Here is a 25,485-nt window from a genome sequence, read left to right on the forward strand (position 1 = left end):
ATTGTGAATGCGAATAATTGTGCACGTATAAATTAGGATTACCAGCACCTCGGCGATGTGTAGAAGTGATATTCCTTACTTACCAAGGGTTTCGTCTACTTGGACGTTGTTGTTACGACTTCTGGGTACGATGTGAAGGTTGGAAAGACAAATTGCAGCTGGCAAAGTTGCGGTCGGCGTTTCGGCAAACGCAGTCCTCTACGATGGCAGAAGTGAGATGTTGTGCAGGGTTAGGAGCATTGGATGAATCTGAAACAAGCAGGGATGCAGCATGTTTATGATCCAGATGAACTCGGGAAACGTCACCATACGGTGCTCTGGAGTGTTTTGGGAGTGTTGCTGCTGCTCGCGCTTGCGGGGGCCGTTGGAGTGTACAAGCTCTATAATGAAGCCATGCAGGTCAAGGATGACGAAACCAAGGCGATGACACTGCTCAAGGGTGTTTCTAGCGGCTCAGGAGTTGATGCCTTCACTGAAGTTGCAGACAGTTTGCCTCAAGTGCGGAAATATGCAAAAGACGCGAACAGTATTTCTCATGGCGCGTTGTGGAATATTGCGGCAAAGGTTCCTGTGGTCGGAGGTGACATCAAGAATGTGCAAGGTATGACACAGGCGCTGGATTCGATGACGACTGACAGCATTCCACAATTTGTCACCATTTTCACCAATCTCAAAGGCGCGTCGCTGAGTAGCGGTGACGGGAATCTTAATCTGGACCCACTTATTAAAACGCAACAGCAAATGGTGAGTGCCAACAAGTCGTTTCAAGGCGCAGTGAAGCAGTTTGATGCGCTGCCCACGCCGAAAATATCGATGATTAAAAACACATATGACAGTGCCAAGACCAAAGTTGACGGTCTTGCCGGGCAAGTGAATCAAATGAGCGGTATGATGAATCTTTTGCCGCAGTTCCTTGGCACAGATAGTCCAAAGACGTATCTTGTGGCGGCCATGACGACTTCCGAAGCACGCATCAGCGGTGGCTTGATTGGTTCGGTCGGCACTATGACTACCAGCAACGGCAAAATCGAAATGGGGAAGTTCCATTCGAATGCTGAACTAATTCCATATGGGAAAGGGGAGCCTACAGCCGACGAGACCAAAGCAATGACTGACTGGGGACCGCTCAATATGTCATTCGACATTCGAGATTTGGCTGCCTTCCCGGAGACGAAAAGTTCAGCAGATAACATCACGACGATATGGAAACGCACCCCATGGGGCGCGAAGCAGCAAATTGATGCAGTGATTTTGGTCGATCCTGTATTCCTTCAGGAACTCAATGGCATCAACGGGGGAGTGACCCTCAAAGATGGGCGAACCCTTGACGGAAAGAATACTGCTGAGTTTCTGCTTAATACTGTGTACAAAGACTATTCACCACTCCAGCAGGATCTCTACTTCCAGCAAGTGGTGGATCAGGGGATGAGTCAGATGTTCTCCGGCATGGATATGAACAAGCTGATGGGCATTGCTAAAATCATGGGCACTATGACCAAAGGCCGCCATTTCAACGTATATTCATATGATGAGTCTATGGAACAGACGCTTGATGCCGCCGGCTACACCGCGCACGCGCCAAATAGCGAAGAGAAACCGACAGTGGGTGTCTACATCAATGAGCAGAACCCCTCCAAGATGGACTGGTACGTGCACCGCACCTCGACCATCAGCGGAGGCGAACGTGACTCGAACGGCGGCAAGAAGTATCACGTTGAATATAAAATTTTTAATTCATTGACTACAGAGACGGCAGACGATTTGCCTAACTATATTGCTGGATCGTGGAAGAGTGATGCTAGGGGAGCAGGCTTTGAAAAAGTCTTCATCTATGCGCCACGTGGAGGAAAAATATCGAACATGAAAACAACGGGCAATCTTTCTGAATCGCGTACTGTAATGATGAATGGTGTTTCGGTTCAAGCTAGCTTAGCTCTTGTTAGACCGCAGAAAACAGTTACTTATTCGTTTGACGTTGAGGTTTCTCCGAATGCAAGGGAGGACTTGGAAATTGATCAAACTCCGCAAGGATGGATAGCAAATAATGATTCGCATTTATAATTTGCGCATGGGGTATTAGGAGTAATCCTAAGAGGCGGATAGAACTGTTATATAGGAGTGAAGAATGGTGCAGCATGTATTTATCGTAGGATGCAAGGGGATTCCTGCAAATTACGGTGGATTTGAAACATTTGTCGAGGAATTGACAGGACGTAAAATCTCTAGGGATATACAATATCATGTTGCGTGTGCCGTAGAAAATAAGGAAGAAATTGGAGATTTCAAGTACAACGGTGCACTTTGCCATAGGATTGCGTGGAAGCATATTGGCTCAGCACGCGCGATTTTTTATGATTTGGATGCTCTGAGTTATTTTATTAAGTACGCGAAAGAGAATAAGATTGATTCTCCTATTTTTTACGTGCTGGCATGCAGGATAGGGCCATTTGTTGGTGTATTTAAAAAAGCGATTCATGCTGTAAACGGAAAGCTTTTTGTTAACCCTGATGGGCATGAGTGGAAACGTGCTAAATGGAGTCCTGCGGTCCGTAAATACTGGAAATATTCAGAGAAACTCATGGTTAAGCATGCGGATTTGCTGGTTTGTGATAGTAAAAATATAGAAAAATATATACAAAGCGAGTATAGTGTGCAGAATTCACAAACTACTTATATTGCCTATGGAGCAGACTTAACTCACTCTTCACTTGACGATTGGGATGAGAGTTTCTCTCAGTGGCTTGTGCATAATAATCTCTCAATCGGCCAGTATTATCTAGTAGTTGGACGGTTTGTACCAGAAAACAATTATGAAACGATGATTCGTGAATTTATGGAATCTGATACTAAAAGGGATTTGGTATTCATAACTGCTGTCGATAGTGATTTTCTCGCAAAACTTGAAAAAAGAACACACTTTAGTCGGGATAAGAGAATTAAATTTGCAGGTACAGTTTACGACCGCGAATTGCTAAAAAAAATAAGAGAATCGGCATTCGCGTACTTGCACGGTCATGAGGTAGGTGGAACTAACCCAAGTTTGATTGAAGCTCTGGCTGCAACAAAGCTTAATCTGCTATTGGATGTTGGATTCAATAGAGAAGTCGCTGAAAACGGCGCCTTGTATTGGTCGAAAGATAATGGCAGCTTGGCATCTGTAATTAAACGTGCTGAGATGCTATCAATAAATGACATTCGAAAGATTTCGAATTTAGCTGTTCAAAGAATTTCAGAGAAGTACAGTTGGGAATATATTGTCAGTGAATATGAAAAACTTTTCTTGAAGGGCGGTGTGAAATGCTAATTTTTTTGATGCTTGGTATCGAAATCATGTTGTTTGCTATTGGATACCTGCTTTTCGAGCATGATATTTTTCAGCCAAGTCTTTTCATGATTGCTGTCTTTATTCTTAGTACATCCGTTGCAGCAATGAATGTGAAGAACTGGAATATGACATACTCATCTCTTACAGTTTTAGTAATGATGAGTGGGTTTATTTGTGCCCTGCTTGCTAATGCATTGGCTATCTACGTTACACCAAAGAGAGAGCAATCTAGTGAGCAACTTACAAGTAGTCGTATAGATGCATTTAATGTATCTGGGAAGCTCATTTTTGTTGTTGTAATCTTCGAAGTCATAGTGCTTTTATTGTATTATCGGGAGATAGTTAGAATTGCAACTGCGGCAGGATATGTTCCAGGTAGCAATCTTCTATGGCATTATCGAAATGGTGTTTCTTATGAGGCTACTGAGACTTTAAACAAAGGTGTGGCGCTATTGACACGAACTGTTGACGCGATTGGGTACGTCTTCGTCTTCTTGATTATTGAGTATGTCTTTTCCAAAAAAGTAAAAACAACCAAATTAATTAGTATGTTCGCGCCTGTGTTTCTTTACGTCGTTAAGGTTCTGATGAGTTCTGGCAGATTAGACATACTGAAGCTATTCAGTTTTGCGCTTGTAGTAGCCTATATCCTTAAAGGATATGAGACTCATTGGGATAAGCACAATTCGGCAAAGTTTATTCGCACTGCTGTGATGATGGTTCCTGCCATATTTATTCTGTTCTATTTGGCAACTTCACTCATCGGCAGGAAAACTACAAGATCAATGTTTGATTATATATCAACATATGCTGGAGGGTCGATTCAGCAATTTAATCAATTCTTGGATGATGCCGGGAATGCTGATGCAAAGCCTGTAGGCTTTGAGACCTTTCCTGGAATATACTCTTTTCTAAGATCTATAGGAAAATTTGATGATCCCGTGAGCGTGCACTTAGAATTTCGGCAATTGGGAATTACAAAGGGGAACGTTTATACTTTTTTCCGGAGGCCCTATCATGATTTTGGGTTCATTGGAATGTGTCTGATGACTTTCGTTGTTGTGTTTATCTTTTCTATGTGGTATGCAAGGATTAAACAGCAAAGTCCCAGTAAAAGTAGAAATTCCTCTATTATTGTGTACTCATACCTTTTTTATTGGATCAGTTTCTCTTCTATCGAGCAGTATTCTCTCGGTATTATATCAATTGGGGAGATCTTCTCTCTTTTAGCTCTTGTAATTGTTTATTACGCAGTCACGCAGAAAATATCTATTGCATTGCCAATCAAGGAGAAGTACATGGCGCAGCGCAGCTGCCACTGAAAGTTCATTAACTATACACGATTTAAAATATAAAGGTAGTATAATATTGCAAGAAGAATCATTTAGCAATGCAAATTTAGACTCGCGTTTCTATATAGACAATGAAAATTTCGAGTATCTAAAAAAGCTCGGGATTTCGTCGTACATAATTGACAATGTAAGTCTGGGAAAGATATTACGCGACTATGAGGATGGCCTGTATTCGTTAGATAGGGCGATACCTTACCGAGCATTGGTGAACCCCAATGACGCACAAATACAGGAAGAATATAGGGTGTACTGTGAGAGGAGCCGTAATCAGGTAGGTACAGACAACAGAAGTATAGATGCGCTTCGTCATCTATATACAAGGTTATTAGAAACGCCTTACGATATTCGCAAAGGTGCTATTGTCATTGATCAGTTTAATATTATCCTTGAAGGGCAGCATCGATGCTGTGTTTTATTGGCACAGCATGGAGCACAGTACGAGATACCAGTAGTACGTGTTTTCAGAAGGCTCCGTAATCCCCGTACATGGTTACGTTTGCTGAGAAGAACTCTTTTAGGCAGGTAGAATATGAGTTTACAAGGAAAAGTCGTATATAGGCCACATTCACATATACGCGGCTTGCAAAGGAACTTTTATGAGTACACGCAGTCCTCGATAATAGAAAAGAATAAAAACGCTAAGATTTTAGTCATGCTACACCTTTTCTACGATGAGTCGTGGCCGGAGATTAAGCAGTATTTACTCAACCTTCGGCAGTATCATGTTGACATAGTTGTAACAGTTACGAAGGGTATGATTGCAGAAAAGACTATATCTGATATTTGCGCTTTTAAGGCGGATAGTGTCAAACTTATTAGAGTAGACAATAAAGGTTTTGACATAGGCCCGTTTTTTGAAGCCTGTACACAGGTAAAAAACGACTACGATGTAGTATTTAAGCTGCACTCAAAAGGAACAAAGAGAGTAATCCAGTATATTTATAAGCAGCTTTTTTTCAGAAGGTCATGGTTTTTGAATCTTTATGAGGGGATACTCTCTGCGAAGAACATTCATAAAGTCATTGATACTTTAAAAAATGATAGTTCATTTGATATAGCTGCGGCGAAAAACTTGGTCATACAAGATCCGAAGGAGAAAGAAGCGAGACATTTAAAGACGGCAGCTGAACTAGGTGTAAGATTAGATTCAGGTTACGTGTATGTTGCAGGGACGTGTTTTGCTATGAATGGAGCCTACTTTGGAAGAATAAAAAAGATAGGCTATCGAATAGATGATTTTGCTCAGACGGACGCGCGGCAGATGTGGGATTTAGCGCACTTTCTTGAACGGTATATATGCAATGTCGGTACAACGTCAGAAAGATACTACTATACGAATGCTTTAACGCTGCGTAGGACTTTGTGCAAACCACTAGGTGTAGTCCTCGAACATATACTACCAAGTGTCAAGAAAGTGATTGCAAATCATAGGTAGCAATGGTGAGTTTTGTGTTCTCTAAGTTCTATGTTAAAGGAACTGTACGTGTGGATTTGTGGTTGATACTAGGCTAAGTCGTCCTTTTCAGATGCCGAACCTGCTGTCGTTGGTGACATCGAGTTCAGCATCAACGCCATGTTGATGGAATCCTTGTGAATTGCCGTCTATCCACCAATCGGTAGTGTCCGATGTTTTGCGCACTTTTGGTTTCATCCAGCATTGTGGTGATTCCTTAGTCACTTCATTCATGATGTCCTGTAACCAGGACACCGTCGAGGTAACGCCGGCCCGATCAAGTTTCGAGGTGGTGTACCAGATCCTCGTACAGATCAGCATCAGGGTGCTCCTGCCGTTGGGAATCTGCCGACGATGTTCAGGCGTTCGATTGTGGTGTTCATGCGAATTCGCTGCCTGTGTTTGACGGGGTAGTTATCGAACACAGGCAGATCCATAATCTATGGATGTCCCCTCGCATAGGCAGGAAGTGGCCTTGAGTGAAGGGACGGCCCAGATCATGTGCCGGTGGTTGACTCTGGAGAGCACGCTGTGCATGAGATGGACTATGCGCCGCTGGGTGCGCGCCTGTGGCAGCAGTTCCTTCAACCGTGCCCAATAGAAAGGCGTTTCTGCCATAGATCAATAGCGAGTGTTCCTCAGTCCTTCGGGATAGCATCGAGGAGACCGACACGTCACAGCTCACCGCGTCCTCTTTTATGCCCTCAGTCACGTTGCTTTCATGACTCCTGTAATGTTCGAGTCCGTGGTGATTGGACACTGCATGCAAGTTTAGTCTGTAGAGAATTTTAAAGCAATGCGTTCAACTCTTACAACCTATATCGATGGCAAATGCCCGAGTCGGTATGTAGCTCTGCTCTATTCTAATTTCTAGCAAATTCAGACTGATTCACCGTCTAGCTGTATTTGTTAATCTTGATTGAACTCAGAAGAAACTGAACGATGAACGTGCCATGTTTTGAAATGTTGTATCATAAACTGCTGTAGTCTATCAAAGTACTTTCCTAGGTGACGGTCAACTGTTAGCTTAAAAATTGCACGCCTTAGATAATCAATAGCGATGGCAACAAAGCAGATAGTTAGCACCCCAGCAAATGCAATAAATGGGAACCATTTAGATGTATAAAACCTCTTAATATTAAAAATCTTAGTCCACAATATGCTGCGTATGATAAGGTGATCCGTAATCAGATAGATTGCAAACGATGACTTCGCTAGAGAGTTGATAATTAACGAGCGAATTTCGTATGACAAAGCGATAGACATCACCCCCATGCAATCATAATCACTGGTAGCATATTCTCAGATTGAGATAGAGATATTTGGCGTCCGCCGAATCTGTGGTATTTGTCTTCTATGAAGCTAAATACCACAGAATATGTGAGGAATATTGTATATCCAACTATAATCAAGAAACACGCATTTCTCAATGAGAGAGGCTTGGCGTACCATCTCACATAAGTTATGAGTATGTAAAGGTAGCCCAACGCCATCACGCTTTGTGGCGACATACTAAGTGTCGCGTTTGGCATCACCGTTGGTATTACTGTCCACATGCAGAAGGATGTGACTGCTAAAATTAGGTGCTTCTTACGTCCTAGCGCTCGGAGACCTCCATTTAGGAAAGGCATCAGTACGATGAGTATCGCATAGCTCGTCGGATACCACCAGATTCCAGTGAGAAGCGGGAAGAGTGTTTTATATATCAGACGTATTCCGATATGGTGCTTAAAGTAAAGAAGACAGATTACTATCAGAATGCTGTAAAAGAGAAGTTCCCTTTCCATCAACCATACTCTGCGCAATGAATCAGAGAGTGTCAAATCTCTTTGTACTAGAAACCAAATGGTGATACTCAGGAATAGCACCACACCTACTTTACCGTTTGCGGAAAAGAAAGATTCGATGAATACTTTATTAAAACTCATCGGTTGTTTAATAATATTGAAATTGCTATGAACAAGAAAGTGGTAAGAAACGATGCCAAACATCGCTAGAAGACGGACAAGCTCTAGACTGCTGTTTCGATTTTTGGATGATTTGTTATGCTTGGGCTCGTCTAGTGATTTGACCAATTTTTCTCTCCAGTATAGGTGCGACTGTCCAATATGCTGCATAAATGATATACGCCATTTGGTACAACTCAGTTTTAGCTCACAACGAACCAGATTCTTAGTGGTCATGAAATATATACATGTAAAGAATTATGTTTCGCCATTTATACTCTAACGGTGAGCTGAATCCAGCGGTTCCTTGAACACTCAAGCAGGCGAGAATTTGTGGTACAATAATGTGGGTAGATATGAACGCCGGTAAACGTAAGCATATCTTACAACAGTGGAAGTGCAAAATACGAGGAATAGTTTGATATGTCTGAATCTGTTTTGTCTAACATCATAGTGACCGGTGGCTGCGGTTTCATCGGCTCGAATTTTGTGCGATGGGTGGCAAAGAACCATCCGGAAACGCATATTACTGTGCTTGATGCGCTGACTTATGCCGGCAATGTTGAGAACATTGCCGGTCTTCCTAAAGACCAGGTCGAATTCGTGCATGGGAACATTTGCGATGCAGAACTGCTTGATCGCATCGTTCCTGGGCATGACGCCATCGTGCACTATGCGGCGGAGTCGCACAACGACAATTCGATAGCCAACCCCGAGCCATTCGTCAAGACAAACATCGAAGGTACGTTCTGTCTGCTGGAAGCTGCACGGAAGTACGATGTTCGTTATCATCACGTCAGCACTGATGAAGTGTATGGGGACTTGGCATTAGACGATCCTGCACGGTTCACCGAGGAGACCCCATACCATCCGTCTAGCCCCTATTCCTCCAGCAAAGCGGCGTCGGACATGCTCGTGCGAGCATGGTACCGCACATACGGAACCAAGATAACCATCTCGAACTGCAGCAACAACTACGGTCCTTACCAGCATGTTGAGAAGTTCATTCCTCGACAGATTACCAACATTCTTGACGGGAACCGGCCTAAGTTGTATGGCGATGGCCGTAATGTGCGCGATTGGATCCATACCGAAGACCATTCCTCGGCAGTATGGACGATTCTCACCCAAGGCCGGCTTGGTGAAACCTACCTGATTGGTGCCGATGGCGAGCGCGACAATCTCACGGTTCTCCACGACATACTGCGTGCAATGGGGCGTGACGAGAATGATTTTGACTGGGTCAAAGACAGGCCGGGGCATGATCGACGCTACGCCATAGATTCAACCAAATTGCGCACTGAACTGGGATGGACACCAGAGCATACTGATTTTGCAAACGGATTGCGCCAAACCATCGACTGGTACACCAATCATCGCGATTGGTGGGAACCAGCTAAGGCGGCGACGGAATCGAAATATACGCAACAGGGGCAGTGATACACGCTAAGCCGCAGTCGGATTATATTTCGTTTGCTGATCGTAGTAAAATATGCGAAGTGTCAGTCGAGCGAGACTTCGCCAGTTGAGAGGTACAAGAACAGTGGAGTTTGAAGCGCCATTATCCGTGGAGAAAACCAACATACCAGGTTTGCTGGTGTTGTCTTTGCCTGTTCACGGCGACAGCCGTGGGTGGTTTAAAGAGAACTGGCAGCGCAGGAAAATGGTCGACCTGGGCCTTCCGGACTTTGGTCCTGTTCAGAACAACATCAGTTACAATGCCAAGAAGGGCGTGACGAGAGGAATCCACGCCGAGCCGTGGGACAAGTATATTTCGATAGCTAACGGCGAGATATTTGGCGCTTGGGTGGACTTGCGAGAAGGGCCGAGCTTCGGGCAGGTGTACACCACACGGCTCGATCCCTCAAAGGCAATTTTCGTGCCGCGCGGCGTTGGCAACAGCTTCCAGGCGTTGCAGGATGAAACTGCATATACCTACCTTGTCAATGCACATTGGTCACTCGAGCAGAAAAAGACCTACACGTTCGTTAATCTGGCAGACCCCCAGCTCAACATCAAATGGCCTATTCCACTTGAGCAGAGCGAGCGCAGTGAAGCCGACTTGCATCATCCGATGCTTGCCGACGTCGTCCCGATGGCGCCCAAGCGCATCATGGTGACCGGCGCTCACGGGCAGCTGGGGAAAGCCATTCAACAGTATGCGCAGGAACACGATATTGCTCATATCGATTTCACCGATATCTCGACGTTCGATTTTTCAGACCAGGCAAGCTATGCCGATATCGACTGGGATCTGTATGGCACCATTATTAATGCGGGAGCCTATACGGCAGTAGATAAAGCTGAAACCGATGACGGGCGTGCGGCGGCGTGGAAAGCAAACGCACAAGGGCCGGCGCTATTGGCCAGAGTGGCGGCTGAACACCACATTACGTTGGTGCATATCTCGAGTGATTATGTCTTCGACGGCGCTGTAGAGGAGCATGACGAAGAAGAAGGCTTCTCTCCGCTTGGAGTATACGGCCAGTCAAAGGCTGCAGGTGACCTGGCTGTGGCGAATGTGCCGAAGCATTATATTCTCAGAACCAGTTGGGTCATAGGGGAGGGGCACAACTTCATCAACACCATGATGCAGCTGTCCAACCGTGTGGCCGACGGAGAGGACAGCCTTCAGGCTGTGACTGTGGTGGACGATCAGGTAGGGCGTCTCATGTTTACGTCCGAGCTGGCCAGAGCAATATTCCATTTGCTGGATACCAATGCTGAGTACGGTGCCTATAACGTTACCGGAGACGGTGAAAGTGCTTCTTGGGCGCAAATCGCCAAGCGGGTCTTTGACGCGACCAATGGCAACGGTGGCGCAGTGCAGCCGGTTTCAACACAGCAGTACTACGCAAATGCCAGTACACCGGTGTCGCCGAGACCGTTGCATAGCACGCTGAGTCTAGAGAAAGTGAAACGAGCAGGATTCGAGCCGGCATCATGGGAGCAAACGTTTGATGCATACGTGAATGCGGCACTCAGTAAGTAGCAGTACATTAGAACTAGGAAAGTTGGTATATGCGATGAAGGGCATCATTCTTGCCGGAGGTTCGGGCACGAGGCTGTACCCGCTCACCACAGTGACGTCGAAGCAGCTTCTGCCGGTGTACGACAAACCGATGATTTACTACCCGCTGAGTGTGCTCATGCTGGCCGGTATTCGGGACATTCTCATCATCTCGACCCCCAACGACGTGCCGAATTTCCAGAAACTGCTCGGTGATGGATCGCAGTACGGAGTCAGTTTGTCATACAAGGTTCAGCCGTCTCCGGACGGCTTGGCGCAGGCGTTCATCCTGGGTGAGGAATTCATTGACGGTGATGCGTGTGCCTTGGTTTTGGGAGATAACATCTTCTACGGCAATGGTTTGAAGGAGATGCTGCAGGAAGCGGTGCGCACTGCGGAAAACGGCGGCGCCAGCGTCTTTGGCTATTACGTCGACGATCCGGAACGCTATGGCGTTGTGGAATTCGATGGTAACCATAGGGCGGTGAGCATCGAAGAGAAGCCGGCTGTGCCGAAAAGCAACTACGCTGTTACGGGTCTGTATTTTTATGACGCCGATGTCTGCAAACTTGCCCAGCAGATTACTCCAAGCGCACGCGGAGAGCTGGAAATCACTGATCTGAATCAGCTGTACCTTGCCCAGAATCGACTCAATGTCACCACGCTAGGCAGAGGATATGCGTGGCTCGATACGGGCACTATGGACTCCCTCTATGAGGCTGGCGAATTTGTACGGTCTGTTCAGCGCGTGCAAGGGCAGCCTATTGCCGTCGTTGAAGAGGCGGCCTACCAGAATGGTTGGATCAGCCGCGAACAGCTGTTTGAGGCAGCATGCAAATACGGCAAAAGCTCTTACGGCAAGCATCTGAAGGACGTGGCTGAGGAGAAGTTTATTTAGCACTTTCGTTCTTTACGAGCTTCTGCCCGATGGTGGAAGCAAGTTCCTTGACCGCCTTGCGGTTGGCAGCCACGAAGACGGAGTACACGGCGACGTAACTGAGCGCTGCAGGAATACTGGGAAGAGTAAAAGCAAGTGCGATGAACACAACGGTGAGCGCAATTTCTTCAACGGAAATTATGCTGAACTTGACGTCGAGCTCCATGCCGATAAGGATTTCAGACACGAAGCTGCGTAGGATGATTGCCGCGGTAACACTTCCAATCACGAGGTATACAGAAGGCCATACGACGGTGAACAGCACAACTCCAATACTGCTCAATAGTGCTGTTGCAAGATTTACTTTGAGCAGCACTTTTTCTTTTCGCAGCACCTTAAAATAGGTGGTGCAGGAAACGTCCATTTTCGCATCAAAAAGACATATCGGAATAAGAAGAATAAAGAATCGAAGGCTTTCTGCGTACTCAGGGAGCCAGAGCTTCAAGAGCCAACTTATCGGGAAGTACAATACGTATATTACTGGGAATACAAGCTCCATTACATCACGAATACGTTCATAGATACGACGCAATTCGCTTGTTTTGCTCTGTCGCAAAGCCGGAAACAGAACTATGCTGGCTTGGGCTACAAAGGTGATAAAGAAGTTTACCAAAGACAACGAAAGCGATAATTTGCCGAAGACGGCGATACCCCATTTGCTGTCGATAGCGAAACGTGCCACTCCTAGGATGAGCAGACTGGCAAAGTTCGCAATCATGAGGTTAATGCCGACTTTAATGCTTCGTATTGCAGCGTGAATAGATTCGTTAAAAGGTAACGTATGTGCTGATAGAATATCTTTCGCCTTCCATAGACAAAAGGCGAGGGCAAAAACTTTTGATATCGCATAAAACACAACATACAGTTCGAACTGATTCACTCGTAGAACGAGCAAAATAATAAGAGGCACTAGGAAGATAACCCGATCAACGATTGTAGAGACCGAATATAATTTCGTTTCGTTGATTGCCTGGAACACCATACCGAGGAAACTGGTGAGGTTCGTGAGAACCATGTAAATGCCGGTAAAGAAGATAACGAAAGCGCGTTGCTGCCCAAAACCGCCTAGTAGTGCTACAGCAAGAATAATGATTGCAAATACCATTTGCAGGAGAAAAGCCACGGTGAACTGGCTTTTGATTGATGACTTATCCAGAGTTTTACGTGTTTTTCCGCCATTAATCAGGTAAACTCCGTCATTAAGACCAAGATGTGATATGCCGCAATAGGTCGTGTAAAACATAAATAATTGCCAATATCCGAATTCGGTCACACCAAGGAGTTTGGGAACGACTAGCGATGTAATAAAGCTAAGAATCATTGAGATTCCTTGCGTCGAAAACGCAACAACAAAATTCGAAGCGACCTCGCGGATTCTCATATAGTCCTGATTCCTTACCTACTAATCTAAGACACAAAATTAGACATCGTAAGATGCAACAAATGTGAGTTTACTATCATGCCATGTCGTTTCTCGCTAGAACCCAGCATATGTCTGTTTTCCAGCGTGATATGAAACGACTGGTACATAAGCACATTGATCGAGGCCGGTGAGGGGTGTACAGCTGGTTGCAGAACGTTGCGCAGGCTAACTAGCTGTGAGACGATGCATCATCGCCCGTCTCCTCTCCGTCCCATCGTATAGTGATACCCATGGCAGTACACAATGCAACCGAAACACTTACCAACCCTAAGGCAGAGCGCATCCGGCGAGTGGCGGATTTGGCGCGCTCGCATGGGCGTAAGAAAACCGGTCGGTTTTTGATAGAGGGGCCGCAGGCGGTGCGGGAGGCGGTGCGGTGGCGTGCTGATGCGGTGCTGGACTGTTACGCACAAGTGAGCGAACAAGGCGACGACGGGTATCTTTCGGATACGGTATTGCGGATTGTGATCGAGGCTGAAGCCCAGGGGCTGTATGTGCATGCCGTGAGTGCCGAGGTGATGCGTAAGATGAGCACCGACTGCCAAGGTATCGTGGCGGTCGGCAGCATGGAGGCAATGCGGTATAGCGTCGATACTTTTGAGGTTCAGAACCAGGCGGATGATGCATTGCAACATGCGACATCGATGGAAGACAGCAGGGCAGACAGCGACGATTTCTCAGGTAAAAGGCGCTCGCGCTCACAGGAGTTTGATCGGTCGATTGATGCTGACGCAGCGAATCCTTTGCCTACCTCCAACCTGAAGAACACGGTCGCGGCGTTCTGGCAGGTGCGCGACCCGGGCAACGCGGGCACAGTGATTCGCGCGGCGGACGCGGCCGGGTGCCGTGCGGTCGTATTCGTTGACGACTGCGTGGATCGCTTCAACCCCAAGGTGGTGCGTTCCACAGCCGGCTCGCTGTTTCACCTGCCGGTGCTCACCATGAGCACGGACGAGTTTTTTGCTTGGGCAGTGGAGAGCGGCGTCGACGTTATGGCTGCGGACGTCTACGGCACGGCGCAAACCAAGCCGGAATCACTGGTCGATGTGCTCGCCGAGCGCGCAGGCATCACGCAACCTCACACGGTACAAGCGCCGCAAGAACCGTTGAATGCAACGGGCGACGATACCGATACTGGCGCAATACAAGCAACGAGCACTGTTTCCGTACCGGTTCGTCACGCAGTGCTGTTTGGCAACGAGGCTCGCGGGTTGCCTGTCGAGGTGCTGGAACGAGTGCAGCGCATCGTTTCGATTCCTCTCTACGGCAAGGCTGAATCACTCAATCTCGCCACATCGAGCGCGGTGCTGCTGTATTCGCTGGCCATGGCATAAGAGAGCACGCAGGCAAGCGCATGGTGTGATTCGGCAGACTCAATGTGCTGCATCGCTGCGTCATGCTCAGCGATGCAGCATGTCGAGTCATATTGGAAGAATGAACAGACAGTGATGCCTTGATTTCCGCGGGTTTGTGGGTCGTGGCGTCGGTAACCCAAGTCGCTACAGAAAGGGTACTCGTGGCAGAAGGTGTGGTATTCGACGCGCAAGCGGTGACGGACGCGGCCGCCGAAGGCATAGAGAAGATTCAGTCCGCCCAATCGATGGCAGAGCTCAAGGCCGTCAAAGCACAATACATGGGTGCGGATTCCGTCATCACGCAAGCTAACCGCGCCATCGGCACGCTTCCCGCCGACGAGAAGAAAGCCGCTGGTCAGGTGCTCGGTAAGCTGCGCGCAGATTTCGGCCATGCGTACGGCGCTAAAGAGGCTCAGGTAAAGGCTGCCGAGGAGAGCGCCAAGTTTGCCGCCGAGACCGTTGACATGACCTTGCCGGTGCGCCGCAAGCCTCTTGGTGCGCGTCATCCGCTCTCCAAGCTGCTCGAAGACGTCGAAGATTTGTTCATCTCCATGGGTTGGACCATCTCATCCGGTCCCGAGGTGGAGAGCGAATGGTACGACTTCGACGCCTTGAACTTCGGGCCGGATCATCCTGCCCGCCAGATGCAGGACACGTTCTATGTCAAAGGCAATCAGGCCAAGGATGCAGCCGGGTTTGTGGGCTCGAACATGGTGTTGCGCACGCAGACCTCCTCCGACCAGGTGCGTGCGCTCATCTCACAGGGCGTTCCGCTCTACATAGCCTCTCCAGGCCGCGTGTTCCGCACGGATGAACTTGACGCCACGCACACACCGGTCTTCCACCAGTGCGAGGCCCTTGCGGTCGACAAAGGTTTGACGATGGGGGATTTGAAAGGCGTGCTCGATAAGCTCGCCGTCACCATGTTCGGCCCCGATGCCAAGAGCCGCATCCGTCCCAGCTATTTCCCCTTCACCGAGCCCAGCGCCGAGATCGACCTGTGGTTCCCCGACAAGAAGGGTGGCCCCGGTTGGATCGAGTGGGGCGGTTCAGGCATGGTGAACCCGAACGTGCTGCGTTCCGCCGGCCTTGACCCGGACGTATACACCGGCTTCGCGTTTGGCGTGGGCATGGAGCGCACCCTGCTGCTGCGCCACGACATCAACGATATGCATGATCTTGTTGAAGGCGACGTGCGCTTCAGCGAACAGTTTGTGATGGGGGAGTAAGTACTCATGCCAATGGTAGATATTGACTGGCTTCAAGAGCACACCGAGGTTCCCGAAGGCCTGACCTATGAGCAGCTGGCCGCCGATCTGGTGCGTGTGGGGCTTGAGGAAGAAGAGATTCACTCCTCTCAGGTCACCGGTCCGATTGTAGTGGGCTACGTGGTGAGCGCCGATCCGGAACCGCAGAAGAACGGCAAGACCATCAACTGGTGCCAGGTGGATGTGGGTCCCGAGTTCAATGAGACTGACGAGAACGGCAACAAGGTGCCGCGCGGCATTGTGTGCGGTGCGCCCAACATGGCCGCAGGCGAGAAAGTCGTCGTGACGCTTCCCGGTGCGGTGCTCCCCGGTGACTTCAGGATCGAGCCGCGCAAGACCTACGGTCATATCTCCAACGGCATGTGCGCTTCCGAGCGCGAGCTTGGCTTGGGGGACGACCATAACGGCATTATCCTGTTGCGTCACTACGGCTTCAGTGAGGCGGAATATGACGCACTGAAGCCCGGTGACGATGCCATGCATCTGTTGCATCTGGACCAGCCGCTCCTCGAGATCAACATCACCCCAGACCGCGGATACGCATTCTCCTACCGTGGCGTAGCACGCGAATATCATCACTCCACCGGTGCCAAGTACACCGATCCCGCGTTGGCTCTTGCAGCCAAAGCGCCGCAGGATGCCCGTGAGGGACAGCGCGACATTGAAGTGGTGATTGAGGATAACAACCCGATTCACGGTGTGCCCGGCTGCGACCGCTATTATGCTCGTGCTGTGCGTGGCTTCAACCCGGACTCTCGCACACCCAACTGGATGCGGCGCCGTTTGATTCGTGCCGGTATGCGTTCGATCTCCCTTGCGGTGGACGTGACGAACTATGTCATGCTCGACTTGGGGCAGCCTATGCACGCGTACGACATGGACAAAATCAGCGGTCCGATTGTGGTGCGGCGCGCCCAATCCGGCGAAAAGCTGACTACGCTGGACGGCAAAGAACACGACTTGGATCCTGAAGATCTGCTCATCACCGATTCTCCGGAAGGGAAGCGCGGTTCGCGCATTCTCGGCCTGGCCGGTGTGATGGGCGGTCTGTACGGTGAAGTGACCAGCGAGACGAAGAATGTGCTGCTGGAAGCGGCGCATTTCGACCAAGTCACCATTGCGCGTTCCGCTAGGCGACACAAGATTCCTTCCGAAGCATCACGTCGCTTCGAACGTGGTGTGGACTTTGACCTGCAACCCGCAGCAGCACAGATGTCCGCTGATTTGCTCGCCCAGTTCGGTGGGGGAGAACCTTCCGATACCCCGGTCGATGTGAACCGTACGCAGCCTCATGAACCTGTCGTGTTCAAGCTTAGTGAAGTCAAGCGGCTGACCGGGTTGGATACCGACGACAGCACTATTCGCACCATGCTGACAGACATCGGCTGTACGGTTGAATCACATGGTGATGCCAGCGCTGTGAATGTGGTGCCGCCCACGTGGCGCCCTGACCTCACCGACCCGTGCGACTTGGTGGAGGAAGTGGCCAGACTAGTCGGCTACGATCAGATTCCGGTGACGGTGCCTCCAGCTCCTGTGAGCGGCAGTGTGGGATTAAGTGCGGATCAACGACGTCAGCGCCAAGTGGCTGACGAACTTGCTGAATACGGTTTGGTGGAGACGCTGAGCTATCCGTTCGTAGGGCCGATTGATTTCAAGGCGTTCGGCTATAACGCAGAACAGATCGAGCCCGTGAGCGTCGAAGTGGCCAATCCATTGGCAGGTGACAGGCCGTATCTACGCCGTTCCGTGCTGCCGACCCTCGCCCAGACAGTGCAGCGCAACATTCGTAGGGGGTTGGACAACGTATCGCTCTATGAACTTGGACACGTCTACCTGTGGGATCCCGATGCTCCCGCCATTCCAGCACTGCCTGGAGGAGTGAAGCCCAACGATGAGCAGCTCGCTGCGCTGGATGCCGGTCTGCCGGAACAGCCATTGCATGTGGCGGCGTTGCTGACCGGCAAAGCCGAGGAGTCCGGTTGGCTCAAGTCCAGCCGCGACGTGGACTGGAGCGACGCGGTAGAGGCCCTGATGAGGGTGTCGGATCGTTTGGGAGCACAAGTGTCCCTTGACCAGCCGGCAGCAGGAGATGTACCGGAACAGTGGCATCCAGGTCGTGCAGCGCGTGTCATGATGGATGAGACGTGCGTGGGCATGGTCGGCGAGCTGCATCCGCACGTGAACGCGGCTCTTGGCTTCCCTGAGCATTCGGCGGCGTTTGAGCTCGACCTGACGGCGATGTTTGCTCGTTTGGACGGTAAACCGGTGCAAGCCAAGCCGCTCTCCACGTTCCCTCCGGTCAAGCAGGATTTGGCATTCACCGTTGACCGCAATGTCACTGAAGCGCAACTGCAGGAAGCGATTGAGACGGCTGCAGGTGACGACTTGGAATCCATAGAGCTCTTCGACGTGTTTGCTGGTGAACAACTGGGCGAACATATGAAGTCGTTGGCCTATGCAGTCACGTTCCGCGCACCGGACAAAACGCTTGATTCTACGGATACTGAAGCGTTACGTGCCCGCATAGCACAGCAAGCTGCCACATTGGGTGCCACGCTCAGGGCGTGAACCCGAGTATGAGGTTAGTGTGATACGTACGATAACGTCCTGCAACTGACGAAGGGAACGCCATGGACGAAGCAAACAATGATATGACAAATGAACCGGTGAACGGGTCACAGCTGCCTGAATACGGTGCTCTGGCGTCGCAATTCCCGAAGGACTACGACCCCTACGTGTTCGGCAAACCCGAACCGAAGGAAGAGAAGCCGGCCCAAAAACGAACCGGGTTCTCCAATCCGTTCGCCGGCGGGCGCTCCGGTCAGCAGGATACCCAGAATCCTGCGGGAGACGCAGCAGGGCAAGGGCAGTCTGATCCTCGTTCTCAGAACATGCCGGGGGCATGGCAGCCTCAGCAGGGTCAACCAGCACAAGGACAGCCCATGCCCGGTCAGCCCGGCTTCAACCCGATGCCAGGTAATGCCAACCAGCAGAACGGCAACACGCCGTACAATAACGCGCCGTATGGCTATAATCCCAACATGCCGCAGACAGGGCAACAGGTGCCGGGCAACTCAGTTCCCCATGTTCCGGACATGCGAGCCGGTATTGACATGAACGATCCGCAGCAAAACCCATTGTGGGGGCGCTGGAGTGCCATGGCCATTCTTTCCTTCGCCTGCGCGATTCTGTTCCCCGAGTTTCCCGCTTTGGCGTTGGTTCTGGGTGCAGCATCGATATGGCGTACCAAGCTGTACCACATGCGTGGGCGGGGCTTTGCCATAGCAGCCATCGTCATTGCGGTCATCGTGCTCCTTCTCTCCGCGTGGGTTATGTCTAATCCTTCGTTGATGCAGGAAATGCAGAACATAATGAATAGCATGCCAGATAGCGGTACATTTGGAGCCTGATGTGAGGTAAGTCGCGAGAAGAGTATCGGCCCCTGTGCGTGTTGCGACGCACAGGGGCCGATTTGTTGATAATATGCAGCTACGAGCATAGTAGTATGCAACATTCGCTAGAATGGTCATGAGAGAGAAAACAAGGAGGGCGAAGTGACCGAGAAACAAGGCATCCGTGCAGCTGAATTGAGTTCAGATAAGCTTGACGGTGCTGTAGATGAAGGTGTTGAGCGGCAAAGCATTGATGGGGGTGCCACCGGCACTGACAATGCAAGTGCTGGCGCGGCATCTGTCGCGAGTGATGCGAATGATGGGCAGTCTGCGCAAGCTGGCGGCCAAGACGGCAAAGAGAGCGATTTGGAGCACGCGACACGCCGAGTGACCGGTCTGCATCGACCGACGAATCGAGCGGCACGTTTGAACGTCATTGAGCAGATCCTGCTGGAAAACATCGTGTCTTCGCAGGCGCAGCTTTCCGTCATGCTTTCCGAACGAGGCATCGATGTGACGCAAGCTACACTGAGCCGCGATCTCGATGAGATGAACGCTACCAAGTCGCGATTGAAGAACGGTCGCATTGCCTATACCATCGGCGCAGAGCCATGGGATGGGCAGGAGAGCGCAACCGAACATATGGATAAGCAGCTGTCCCGCGGTTTGGCGGGGCTGATTGTTTCTGTTGCCTCGGCACGCAACCTCGTCGTGGTGCATACGCCGGCAGGTGCTGCGCAGTACATGGCCAGCGTCATCGACCGTCAGCCCATCGACGGCATCTTGGGCACGGTTGCCGGAGACGATACCGTGCTCTTGATCTGCGCCAGTGACGATACCGCGAAGGATCGGAGCCGTTGGCTGCTTGATGTGGCGTCAGGGCGCGCCAAGCGTATCGCGGAGTACGAGAAATCCAAACAGGACTGAATCGGCGAAACATGAAACATCGTATGTGCCGGCACCAATAGTGCCGGCACATACCGTATCCTGGCTCCTCAACGTTGAGTGAGTCGTGCGCCAACCCGTTGCTCTGCATGGCGTGAGGTCTCTTACCTGGTTGCTTCAGGGTCTGTTGGTGTCGCTATCTGCTGCGAAAATGAAGACATTCTGCACTTCAGCGCAAGGTTCCAGAAATATTGGAAATGCGCGATTATCGGACAGGCTTTGGAGTGTTGCAGCACCAAGGGAAGAAGGAAACGGGTATGTCTCACGTCACCGGCTACAAGGAAGCGGGATTCGCTGCGCTGTACGACGAGTTGGAATGGCGTGGCCTTATTGCGCAGTCTACTGACAAGACTCAGTTGGAATCTTCTCTCAACGGAGAGCCGATCACCTACTATTGCGGGTTTGACCCCACCGCGGCTTCTTTGCACATCGGCAACTTGGTGCAGCTCATCATCATGCGCCACCTTCAGGAGGCTGGGCATCACCCCATTGCACTGGTCGGTGGAGCCACCGGTCTGATCGGAGACCCGCGGCAAAGCGGTGAGCGCACGCTCAACGCCAAAGAGACTGTTGCTGCTTGGTCGCAGCGTCTCAAGAATCAGATCGGCGACATTCTGGTGACGGATGGTGCTAACCCGGTTCGTTTTGTCTCCAATTACGATTGGACTGCACAGATGTCGGTCATCGATTTTCTGCGCGACGTAGGCAAGAACTTCCGTATGGGAACGATGCTGGCCAAGGATGTGGTGGCTCGTCGTCTTAACTCCGACGAAGGTATTTCATTCACCGAGTTCAGCTACCAGGTGCTGCAGGGCAACGATTTCCTGCACCTGTATGAAGAATTCGGATGCACTTTGGAATTGGGCGGCTCCGACCAGTGGGGCAATCTGACCAGCGGTCTTGATCTCATCCGAAAGGTGCACGGGGAGTCGGTCAACGTGTTCACCAGCCCCATCATCACCGATGGGCAGGGCAAGAAATTCGGCAAGTCCGAAGGCAATGCTGTCTGGTTGGATGCCACCATGCTCAGCCCGTACAAGTTCTACCAGTTCTGGTTCAACCAGCCGGATGACCAGATGGAGAAGCTGCTCAAGGCGTTCACGTTCCTGCCAAAGGAAGAGATTGAGCGTTTGGTTCGCGAGGCGCAGGATGATCCTGGTGCACGGCAGGCTCAGCGCACACTGGCATGGGAAGTGACCAGCTTCGTGCATGGCGAAGAGAAGACACAGCAGGCGCTTGACGCAGCATCGGCGTTGTTCGGCCGCGGGGGCGACTTGCATGATATCGCTATGGATGCGCTGGAGTCAAGCATCGAAGGGCTGAAGGTCGAAACCGAGAACGGTATGGCATTCGCCAGCGCAAAGGTCGGGGATCGAGTCGCTCAGGCCGGTGTGTCTGCCGGTCTGTTCGCTTCTCTGTCTTTGGCGCGCAAAACCATCAAGTCGGGCGGTGTGTACGTGAACAACGTGCGGGTGGAGAACCCGGATCAGGAGTTGGAGGAGTCTGACTTCCTGGGAGGCCGTTTTGCGTTGGTCAGGCGCGGCAAGAAGGCCGTCGGCGCTGTCGAACTGGAGCAATGACCCGTACAGGGCATACCGATTGGCTTCAGGCATAAATTGTTCGATGCCGCAACCCGCCGTAGGGTAGGCTGCTAAGCATCACACCATAATAGATATAGGTAAAGGTAAAGCGAAATATGGCATATAACGAGCACGAATCTCACGGCGGCGAATCTCGCGGACACGCTGCTGGCGGCTCGCATTCAGACGGGTACCACGGGCACGGCGGCTACCGTGGCGGAGCCTCGGGCGGACGGCGTGACGGCTTCCACAAGGGAGGATCGGGTAACGGTTCCCGCGGTGGCTACCGTGGGAACCGCGACGAACGTCATGGCGGCAAAGAGTACGGTGACCGTGGCGGATATCGCAGGGATGATCGTGGTGGGCGAGACGGTTTCAAAGGCAACGGCGGTTATCGCGGCCGGCGCGATGATCACCGTGACTTCCGCCGTGACGATGGCGAGCGTGGCGGATACCGTGGCAACAACGGTGGGCGACGTGATTTCCACCGTGATGGTGAACGTTCCGGTTCATACCGAGACGGAGGCAATAGGCGAGATTTCCGGCGCGAAGACAGTAACCGCGGAGGGTATCGCGGTTCGGATCGTCGTGATTTCCACCGTGACGACCGTCGCGATGGCGGTCGTGAGGGCTACCGTGGCAACGGCAGGCGTGACTTCCATCGGGACGACCGCAGAGACGGATTCCGTGAGGATCGCCGTGACTTCCGCCGTGATGATGAACGCAACGATTACCGTGGCAACAATGGTGGTCGTCGCGATGGTGAGCGTCGTGACTTCCGTCAGGACGGCGGTCGTTCAAGCTTTGGTCGCGAAGGCGGCCGTGGCGGCTATCGCGGCAACGACCGCAAGGATTTCCGACGTGATGATCGGCGTTCCGACGATAGGCGCGGCAATTTTGGTGGGCGTGAGGATCGTCGTGACTTCCGCCGTGATGGTGGTGACCATGGTGGTTATCGCGGCAATGATAGGCGCCAGGGAGGCGATCGCAGGGATTTCCGCCGGGATAACGGGCATCGTGAGGATCGTCGTGACTTCCGTCGTGACTCGCGCGACGATCGTCAGCAGCACCGTGACCACGATCGTCGCAGCTTCAATGACGGCCGCAGTGAATATATGGATAGAGGTATGCGTCGCAATTCTGACGGCACTATCTCCTTCCCCTCGCAGAACCCATATACGGATCGCCGTCCAGACGAACCTCGCATGCCGCGCGGCATGGAATGGTCGATGCTCTCCAAAGATGAAAAAGAGCGTCTGCGTGGCCTGTCGAAAGAGCATGCAGAGAACACCGGATTGCATATTCTAGCAGCATATGCATTGGAAGAAAGTGATCCTGCAGCGGCTTTGGAGCACGCCAAGTGGGTGGCTCGGCAGGCGTCCCGCATCGATTTCGCACGTGAGACCTTGGCATTTGTGGCCTACCGTCAGGGTGACTACAAGTTGGCGTTGCGTGAGTTCCAAACCGCTCAGCGCATGAACGGATACGGTGACTACATGCCGTTCATGGCCGATTGCGAACGTGGCTTGGGCAACCCGAAGAAGGCCGTGGCTCTGGCATTGAGCGATGAGGCCAAATCGCTGACAGGAGAGGCGAAGGCTGAGATGTTCCTCGTCTATGCCGGTGCTTTGAGCGACCTAGGGCTGCTCGATCAGGCCATCAGCGTGGTGGACAAGCTCGGCAAGTCCAACATTCCCGGAGCTTATCGCATGCGTGCCTTGCAGGCGGAACAGTACTTCTTGGAACAGGCCGGTCGCAGCGATGAAGCCACAGATTTGGATGTCATGCTCGACAAGCTTGAGCAGCGTTATGCAGACGTTGACGAAGAGGACGAAGAGCCGGTCATTGACTACGATCTCGAACGCTTGCCAGACGATATGATGGAGGAACTCGGCATCACGGAGGAAGACGCACAGTATGCGCCGGAACCGGAACGCCGTGGCGGGTATGACGACGAGCGTGACGAGTTCGATGCGTCCTCCGAGCAGAATGACGGGGCCGATACCGAAGGCAACGACACCGAAAGCGACGATACCGAGGAATCGCTTGAAGAGGACGACTCCGATAGCGAGTCCAGCATTGATGAAGGTGCTGTCGAAGCGGCTGGAACCGAGAGCTCACAGGCGGCCATCATCCCCGAAACAGCAGAGGCTCAGGTTGAAGCGCAGGCCAGTGTGGCGCAGGAGGCTGACGGTTTTGATGTGATCGATCCTCGTATCCACACCGAGACCGTACCGCAGCCGCCCGTGCAGGATGAAGCTGAGCTTGATGCGGATGAGGATGATGAAACCCAGCTGTCCGAGAGTTTGACCCAAGAGGGAGTAGATAGCGATATCGATCCTGCCCAGCAGGCTGCCGTATCGAGTGAGTACGACGAGAACGGTCGTGGGGAACAAGCTCCTCAGTCGGCGGTGCCCAGTGACGCCGACGACCAGCAGGGAGAGGAATAAAACACATGATTACAGGGACGGCTGAACCGATTGAAAACGCGTATGCGTTGGCATTGCTCGACCTTGACGGTGTGGTGTACCGAGGCAAGAACCCGGTGGCGCATGCTGCGCAATCCATCCGCGAGGCACAATCGCAAGGCATGAGTGTGGAGTACACCACGAACAACTCCGCCCGTATGCAGGCCACTGTCGCAGAGCAGTTGCGAGGCTTCGGCTTGGACGTGGAGCCGTCCCAGGTAATCACATCATCGGTGGTGGCTGCTCGTATGCTGGCTCGCCAAGTGCCGGCGGGTTCCAAGATCATGGTGGTCGGTGCCGAACATCTTAAGGCGGAAGTGCGTTCTCAGGGGCTCGAAATAGTCGAATCGTCCGAGGACGATCCTGCCGCAGTGATACAAGGCTGGTATCCCGAAATCTCGTGGCATGACCTTGCCGAGGCTTCTTTCGCGGTCGAGCATGGCGCACAATACTTCGTCACCAACTTGGACTCCACGCTCCCTAAAGAGCATGGCGTGGCGCCTGGGTGTGGTTCGCTGATTCAAGCCGTGGTGACGGCCACCGGCGTCAAACCGATTTCGTCGGCCGGCAAACCCGAGTCTGCAATGTATGACGAAGCGCGGGTGCTGGCGGCCGGCGAGGGCGAGGACATGGTAGCGAAGTCACGCTGCCTTGCCATCGGAGACCGCCTCGACACTGACATTGAGGCCGGCAACCGAGGAGGGTACGATTCGCTGCTGGTGCTTACCGGCGTATGTACCCCTGAGCAGCTGCTGCGCGCTCCCGAATACCTGCGTCCCACGTTTGTGGCAAAAGACCTGCGAGGGTTGCATGAAACCATGCCTGAGCCCCAACGCCTGGATGATGGTGTGTGGCGTTGTACCGACGATGAGGCTTATGTCGTAGGGGAGAGGCTTGAGGTCAGTTCAACGTCAAGCGTGAATGCGCTGCGCGCCGCCTGTAACGCCGTGTGGGAGTTCGAGGCACAGCAGGGGACGGATGCGGCATGTTCGCTTATCCTGCCCCAGTTCGAATTCTAACCGGCGTGG

Annotated in this window: 17 protein-coding genes and 1 pseudogene; 15 read left to right on the forward strand and 3 right to left on the reverse strand. The window is 51.5% G+C overall.

The annotated features are described in order from the left end of the window. The first annotated feature begins 243 nt into the window (after nt 1-243). The 4 genes from AC3B5A_RS00935 (at nt 244) to AC3B5A_RS00950 (ending at nt 6,112) form a co-directional block, all read left to right on the forward strand. Nucleotides 244-2,061, forward strand: coding sequence for a DUF4012 domain-containing protein (locus AC3B5A_RS00935; protein ID WP_489798103.1), 1,818 nt, complete (start codon nt 244-246; stop codon nt 2,059-2,061). Between the two features lie 64 nt (nt 2,062-2,125). Then, nucleotides 2,126-3,304 carry a beta 1-4 rhamnosyltransferase Cps2T gene (cps2T, locus tag AC3B5A_RS00940; RefSeq protein ID WP_489798105.1) on the forward strand — a complete coding sequence of 393 codons (1,179 nt, stop codon included), beginning with the start codon at nt 2,126-2,128 and terminating at the stop codon, nt 3,302-3,304. An 8-nt stretch (nt 3,305-3,312) separates the two neighbouring features. Next, a complete protein-coding gene (locus tag AC3B5A_RS00945) occupies nt 3,313-4,647 on the forward strand; it encodes an O-antigen polymerase (RefSeq protein ID WP_489798490.1) in 1,335 nt (444 codons plus the stop codon). A gap of 559 nt (nt 4,648-5,206) precedes the next feature. Then, nucleotides 5,207-6,112, forward strand: a complete 906-nt coding sequence (locus AC3B5A_RS00950) for a rhamnan synthesis F family protein (protein WP_489798107.1) — start codon at nt 5,207-5,209, stop codon at nt 6,110-6,112. A gap of 87 nt (nt 6,113-6,199) precedes the next feature. On the opposite strand, the gene AC3B5A_RS00955 is transcribed toward AC3B5A_RS00950, so the two are convergent. Then, on the reverse strand, nt 6,200-6,364 hold the full coding sequence (locus AC3B5A_RS00955; RefSeq protein ID WP_489798108.1) for a hypothetical protein: 165 nt from the start codon (nt 6,362-6,364) through the stop codon (nt 6,200-6,202). 1,031 nt (nt 6,365-7,395) lie between these two features. After that, nucleotides 7,396-8,313 carry an acyltransferase family protein gene (locus AC3B5A_RS00960; RefSeq protein WP_489798110.1) on the reverse strand — a complete coding sequence of 306 codons (918 nt, stop codon included), beginning with the start codon at nt 8,311-8,313 and terminating at the stop codon, nt 7,396-7,398. 186 nt (nt 8,314-8,499) lie between these two features. Here AC3B5A_RS00960 and rfbB point away from each other — a divergent pair, with 186 nt between their 5' ends. From rfbB to rfbA, 3 genes are read left to right on the forward strand one after another with little or no spacing between them, the layout of a single operon-like run. Next, nucleotides 8,500-9,516 carry a dTDP-glucose 4,6-dehydratase gene (gene rfbB, locus AC3B5A_RS00965; RefSeq protein WP_489798112.1) on the forward strand — a complete coding sequence of 339 codons (1,017 nt, stop codon included), beginning with the start codon at nt 8,500-8,502 and terminating at the stop codon, nt 9,514-9,516. A 52-nt stretch (nt 9,517-9,568) separates the two neighbouring features. Beyond that, entirely contained in the window at nt 9,569-11,068 is a 1,500-nt protein-coding gene (locus AC3B5A_RS00970) for a sugar nucleotide-binding protein (RefSeq protein WP_489798114.1), read from the forward strand. A 34-nt stretch (nt 11,069-11,102) separates the two neighbouring features. Beyond that, nucleotides 11,103-11,984, forward strand: a complete 882-nt coding sequence (gene rfbA / locus AC3B5A_RS00975) for a glucose-1-phosphate thymidylyltransferase RfbA (protein WP_489798116.1) — start codon at nt 11,103-11,105, stop codon at nt 11,982-11,984. On the opposite strand, the gene AC3B5A_RS00980 is transcribed toward rfbA, so the two are convergent. After that, complete coding sequence (locus AC3B5A_RS00980) at nt 11,977-13,404, reverse strand: oligosaccharide flippase family protein (RefSeq protein WP_489798118.1); 1,428 nt, start codon at nt 13,402-13,404, stop codon at nt 11,977-11,979. The genes rfbA and AC3B5A_RS00980 overlap by 8 nt on opposite strands. A gap of 272 nt (nt 13,405-13,676) precedes the next feature. On the opposite strand from AC3B5A_RS00980, the gene AC3B5A_RS00985 reads away from it, so the two are divergent. From AC3B5A_RS00985 to AC3B5A_RS01020, 8 genes and pseudogenes are all read left to right on the forward strand, one after another. Beyond that, entirely contained in the window at nt 13,677-14,780 is a 1,104-nt protein-coding gene (locus tag AC3B5A_RS00985) for a TrmH family RNA methyltransferase (protein WP_489798120.1), read from the forward strand. Between the two features lie 182 nt (nt 14,781-14,962). Beyond that, nucleotides 14,963-16,030: a phenylalanine--tRNA ligase subunit alpha gene (gene pheS, locus AC3B5A_RS00990; protein WP_489798122.1), complete on the forward strand. Its 1,068-nt coding sequence runs from the start codon at nt 14,963-14,965 to the stop codon at nt 16,028-16,030. Nucleotides 16,031-16,036: 6 nt separating this feature from the next. Then, the gene (gene pheT / locus AC3B5A_RS00995; protein ID WP_489798123.1) at nt 16,037-18,640 is read left to right on the forward strand and encodes a phenylalanine--tRNA ligase subunit beta; all 2,604 of its coding nucleotides are present in this window, start codon (nt 16,037-16,039) and stop codon (nt 18,638-18,640) included. A 62-nt stretch (nt 18,641-18,702) separates the two neighbouring features. Then, nucleotides 18,703-19,482 (forward strand): hypothetical protein, encoded by a 780-nt coding sequence (locus tag AC3B5A_RS01000; RefSeq protein WP_489798125.1) that lies wholly within the window; start codon nt 18,703-18,705, stop codon nt 19,480-19,482. 348 nt (nt 19,483-19,830) lie between these two features. Continuing rightward, on the forward strand, nt 19,831-20,391 hold the full coding sequence (gene argR / locus AC3B5A_RS01005; protein ID WP_489798492.1) for an arginine repressor: 561 nt from the start codon (nt 19,831-19,833) through the stop codon (nt 20,389-20,391). 275 nt (nt 20,392-20,666) lie between these two features. Next, nucleotides 20,667-21,989 (forward strand): tyrosine--tRNA ligase, encoded by a 1,323-nt coding sequence (gene tyrS, locus AC3B5A_RS01010; RefSeq protein WP_489798126.1) that lies wholly within the window; start codon nt 20,667-20,669, stop codon nt 21,987-21,989. Between the two features lie 560 nt (nt 21,990-22,549). Then, nucleotides 22,550-24,076: pseudogene (locus AC3B5A_RS01015) on the forward strand (tetratricopeptide repeat protein); the annotation flags it as partial. A gap of 368 nt (nt 24,077-24,444) precedes the next feature. Next, nucleotides 24,445-25,476 (forward strand): HAD-IIA family hydrolase, encoded by a 1,032-nt coding sequence (locus tag AC3B5A_RS01020; protein WP_489798128.1) that lies wholly within the window; start codon nt 24,445-24,447, stop codon nt 25,474-25,476. Nucleotides 25,477-25,485: the final 9 nt, after the last annotated feature.

It is taken from the genome of Bifidobacterium sp. ESL1133, from assembly GCF_058107325.1.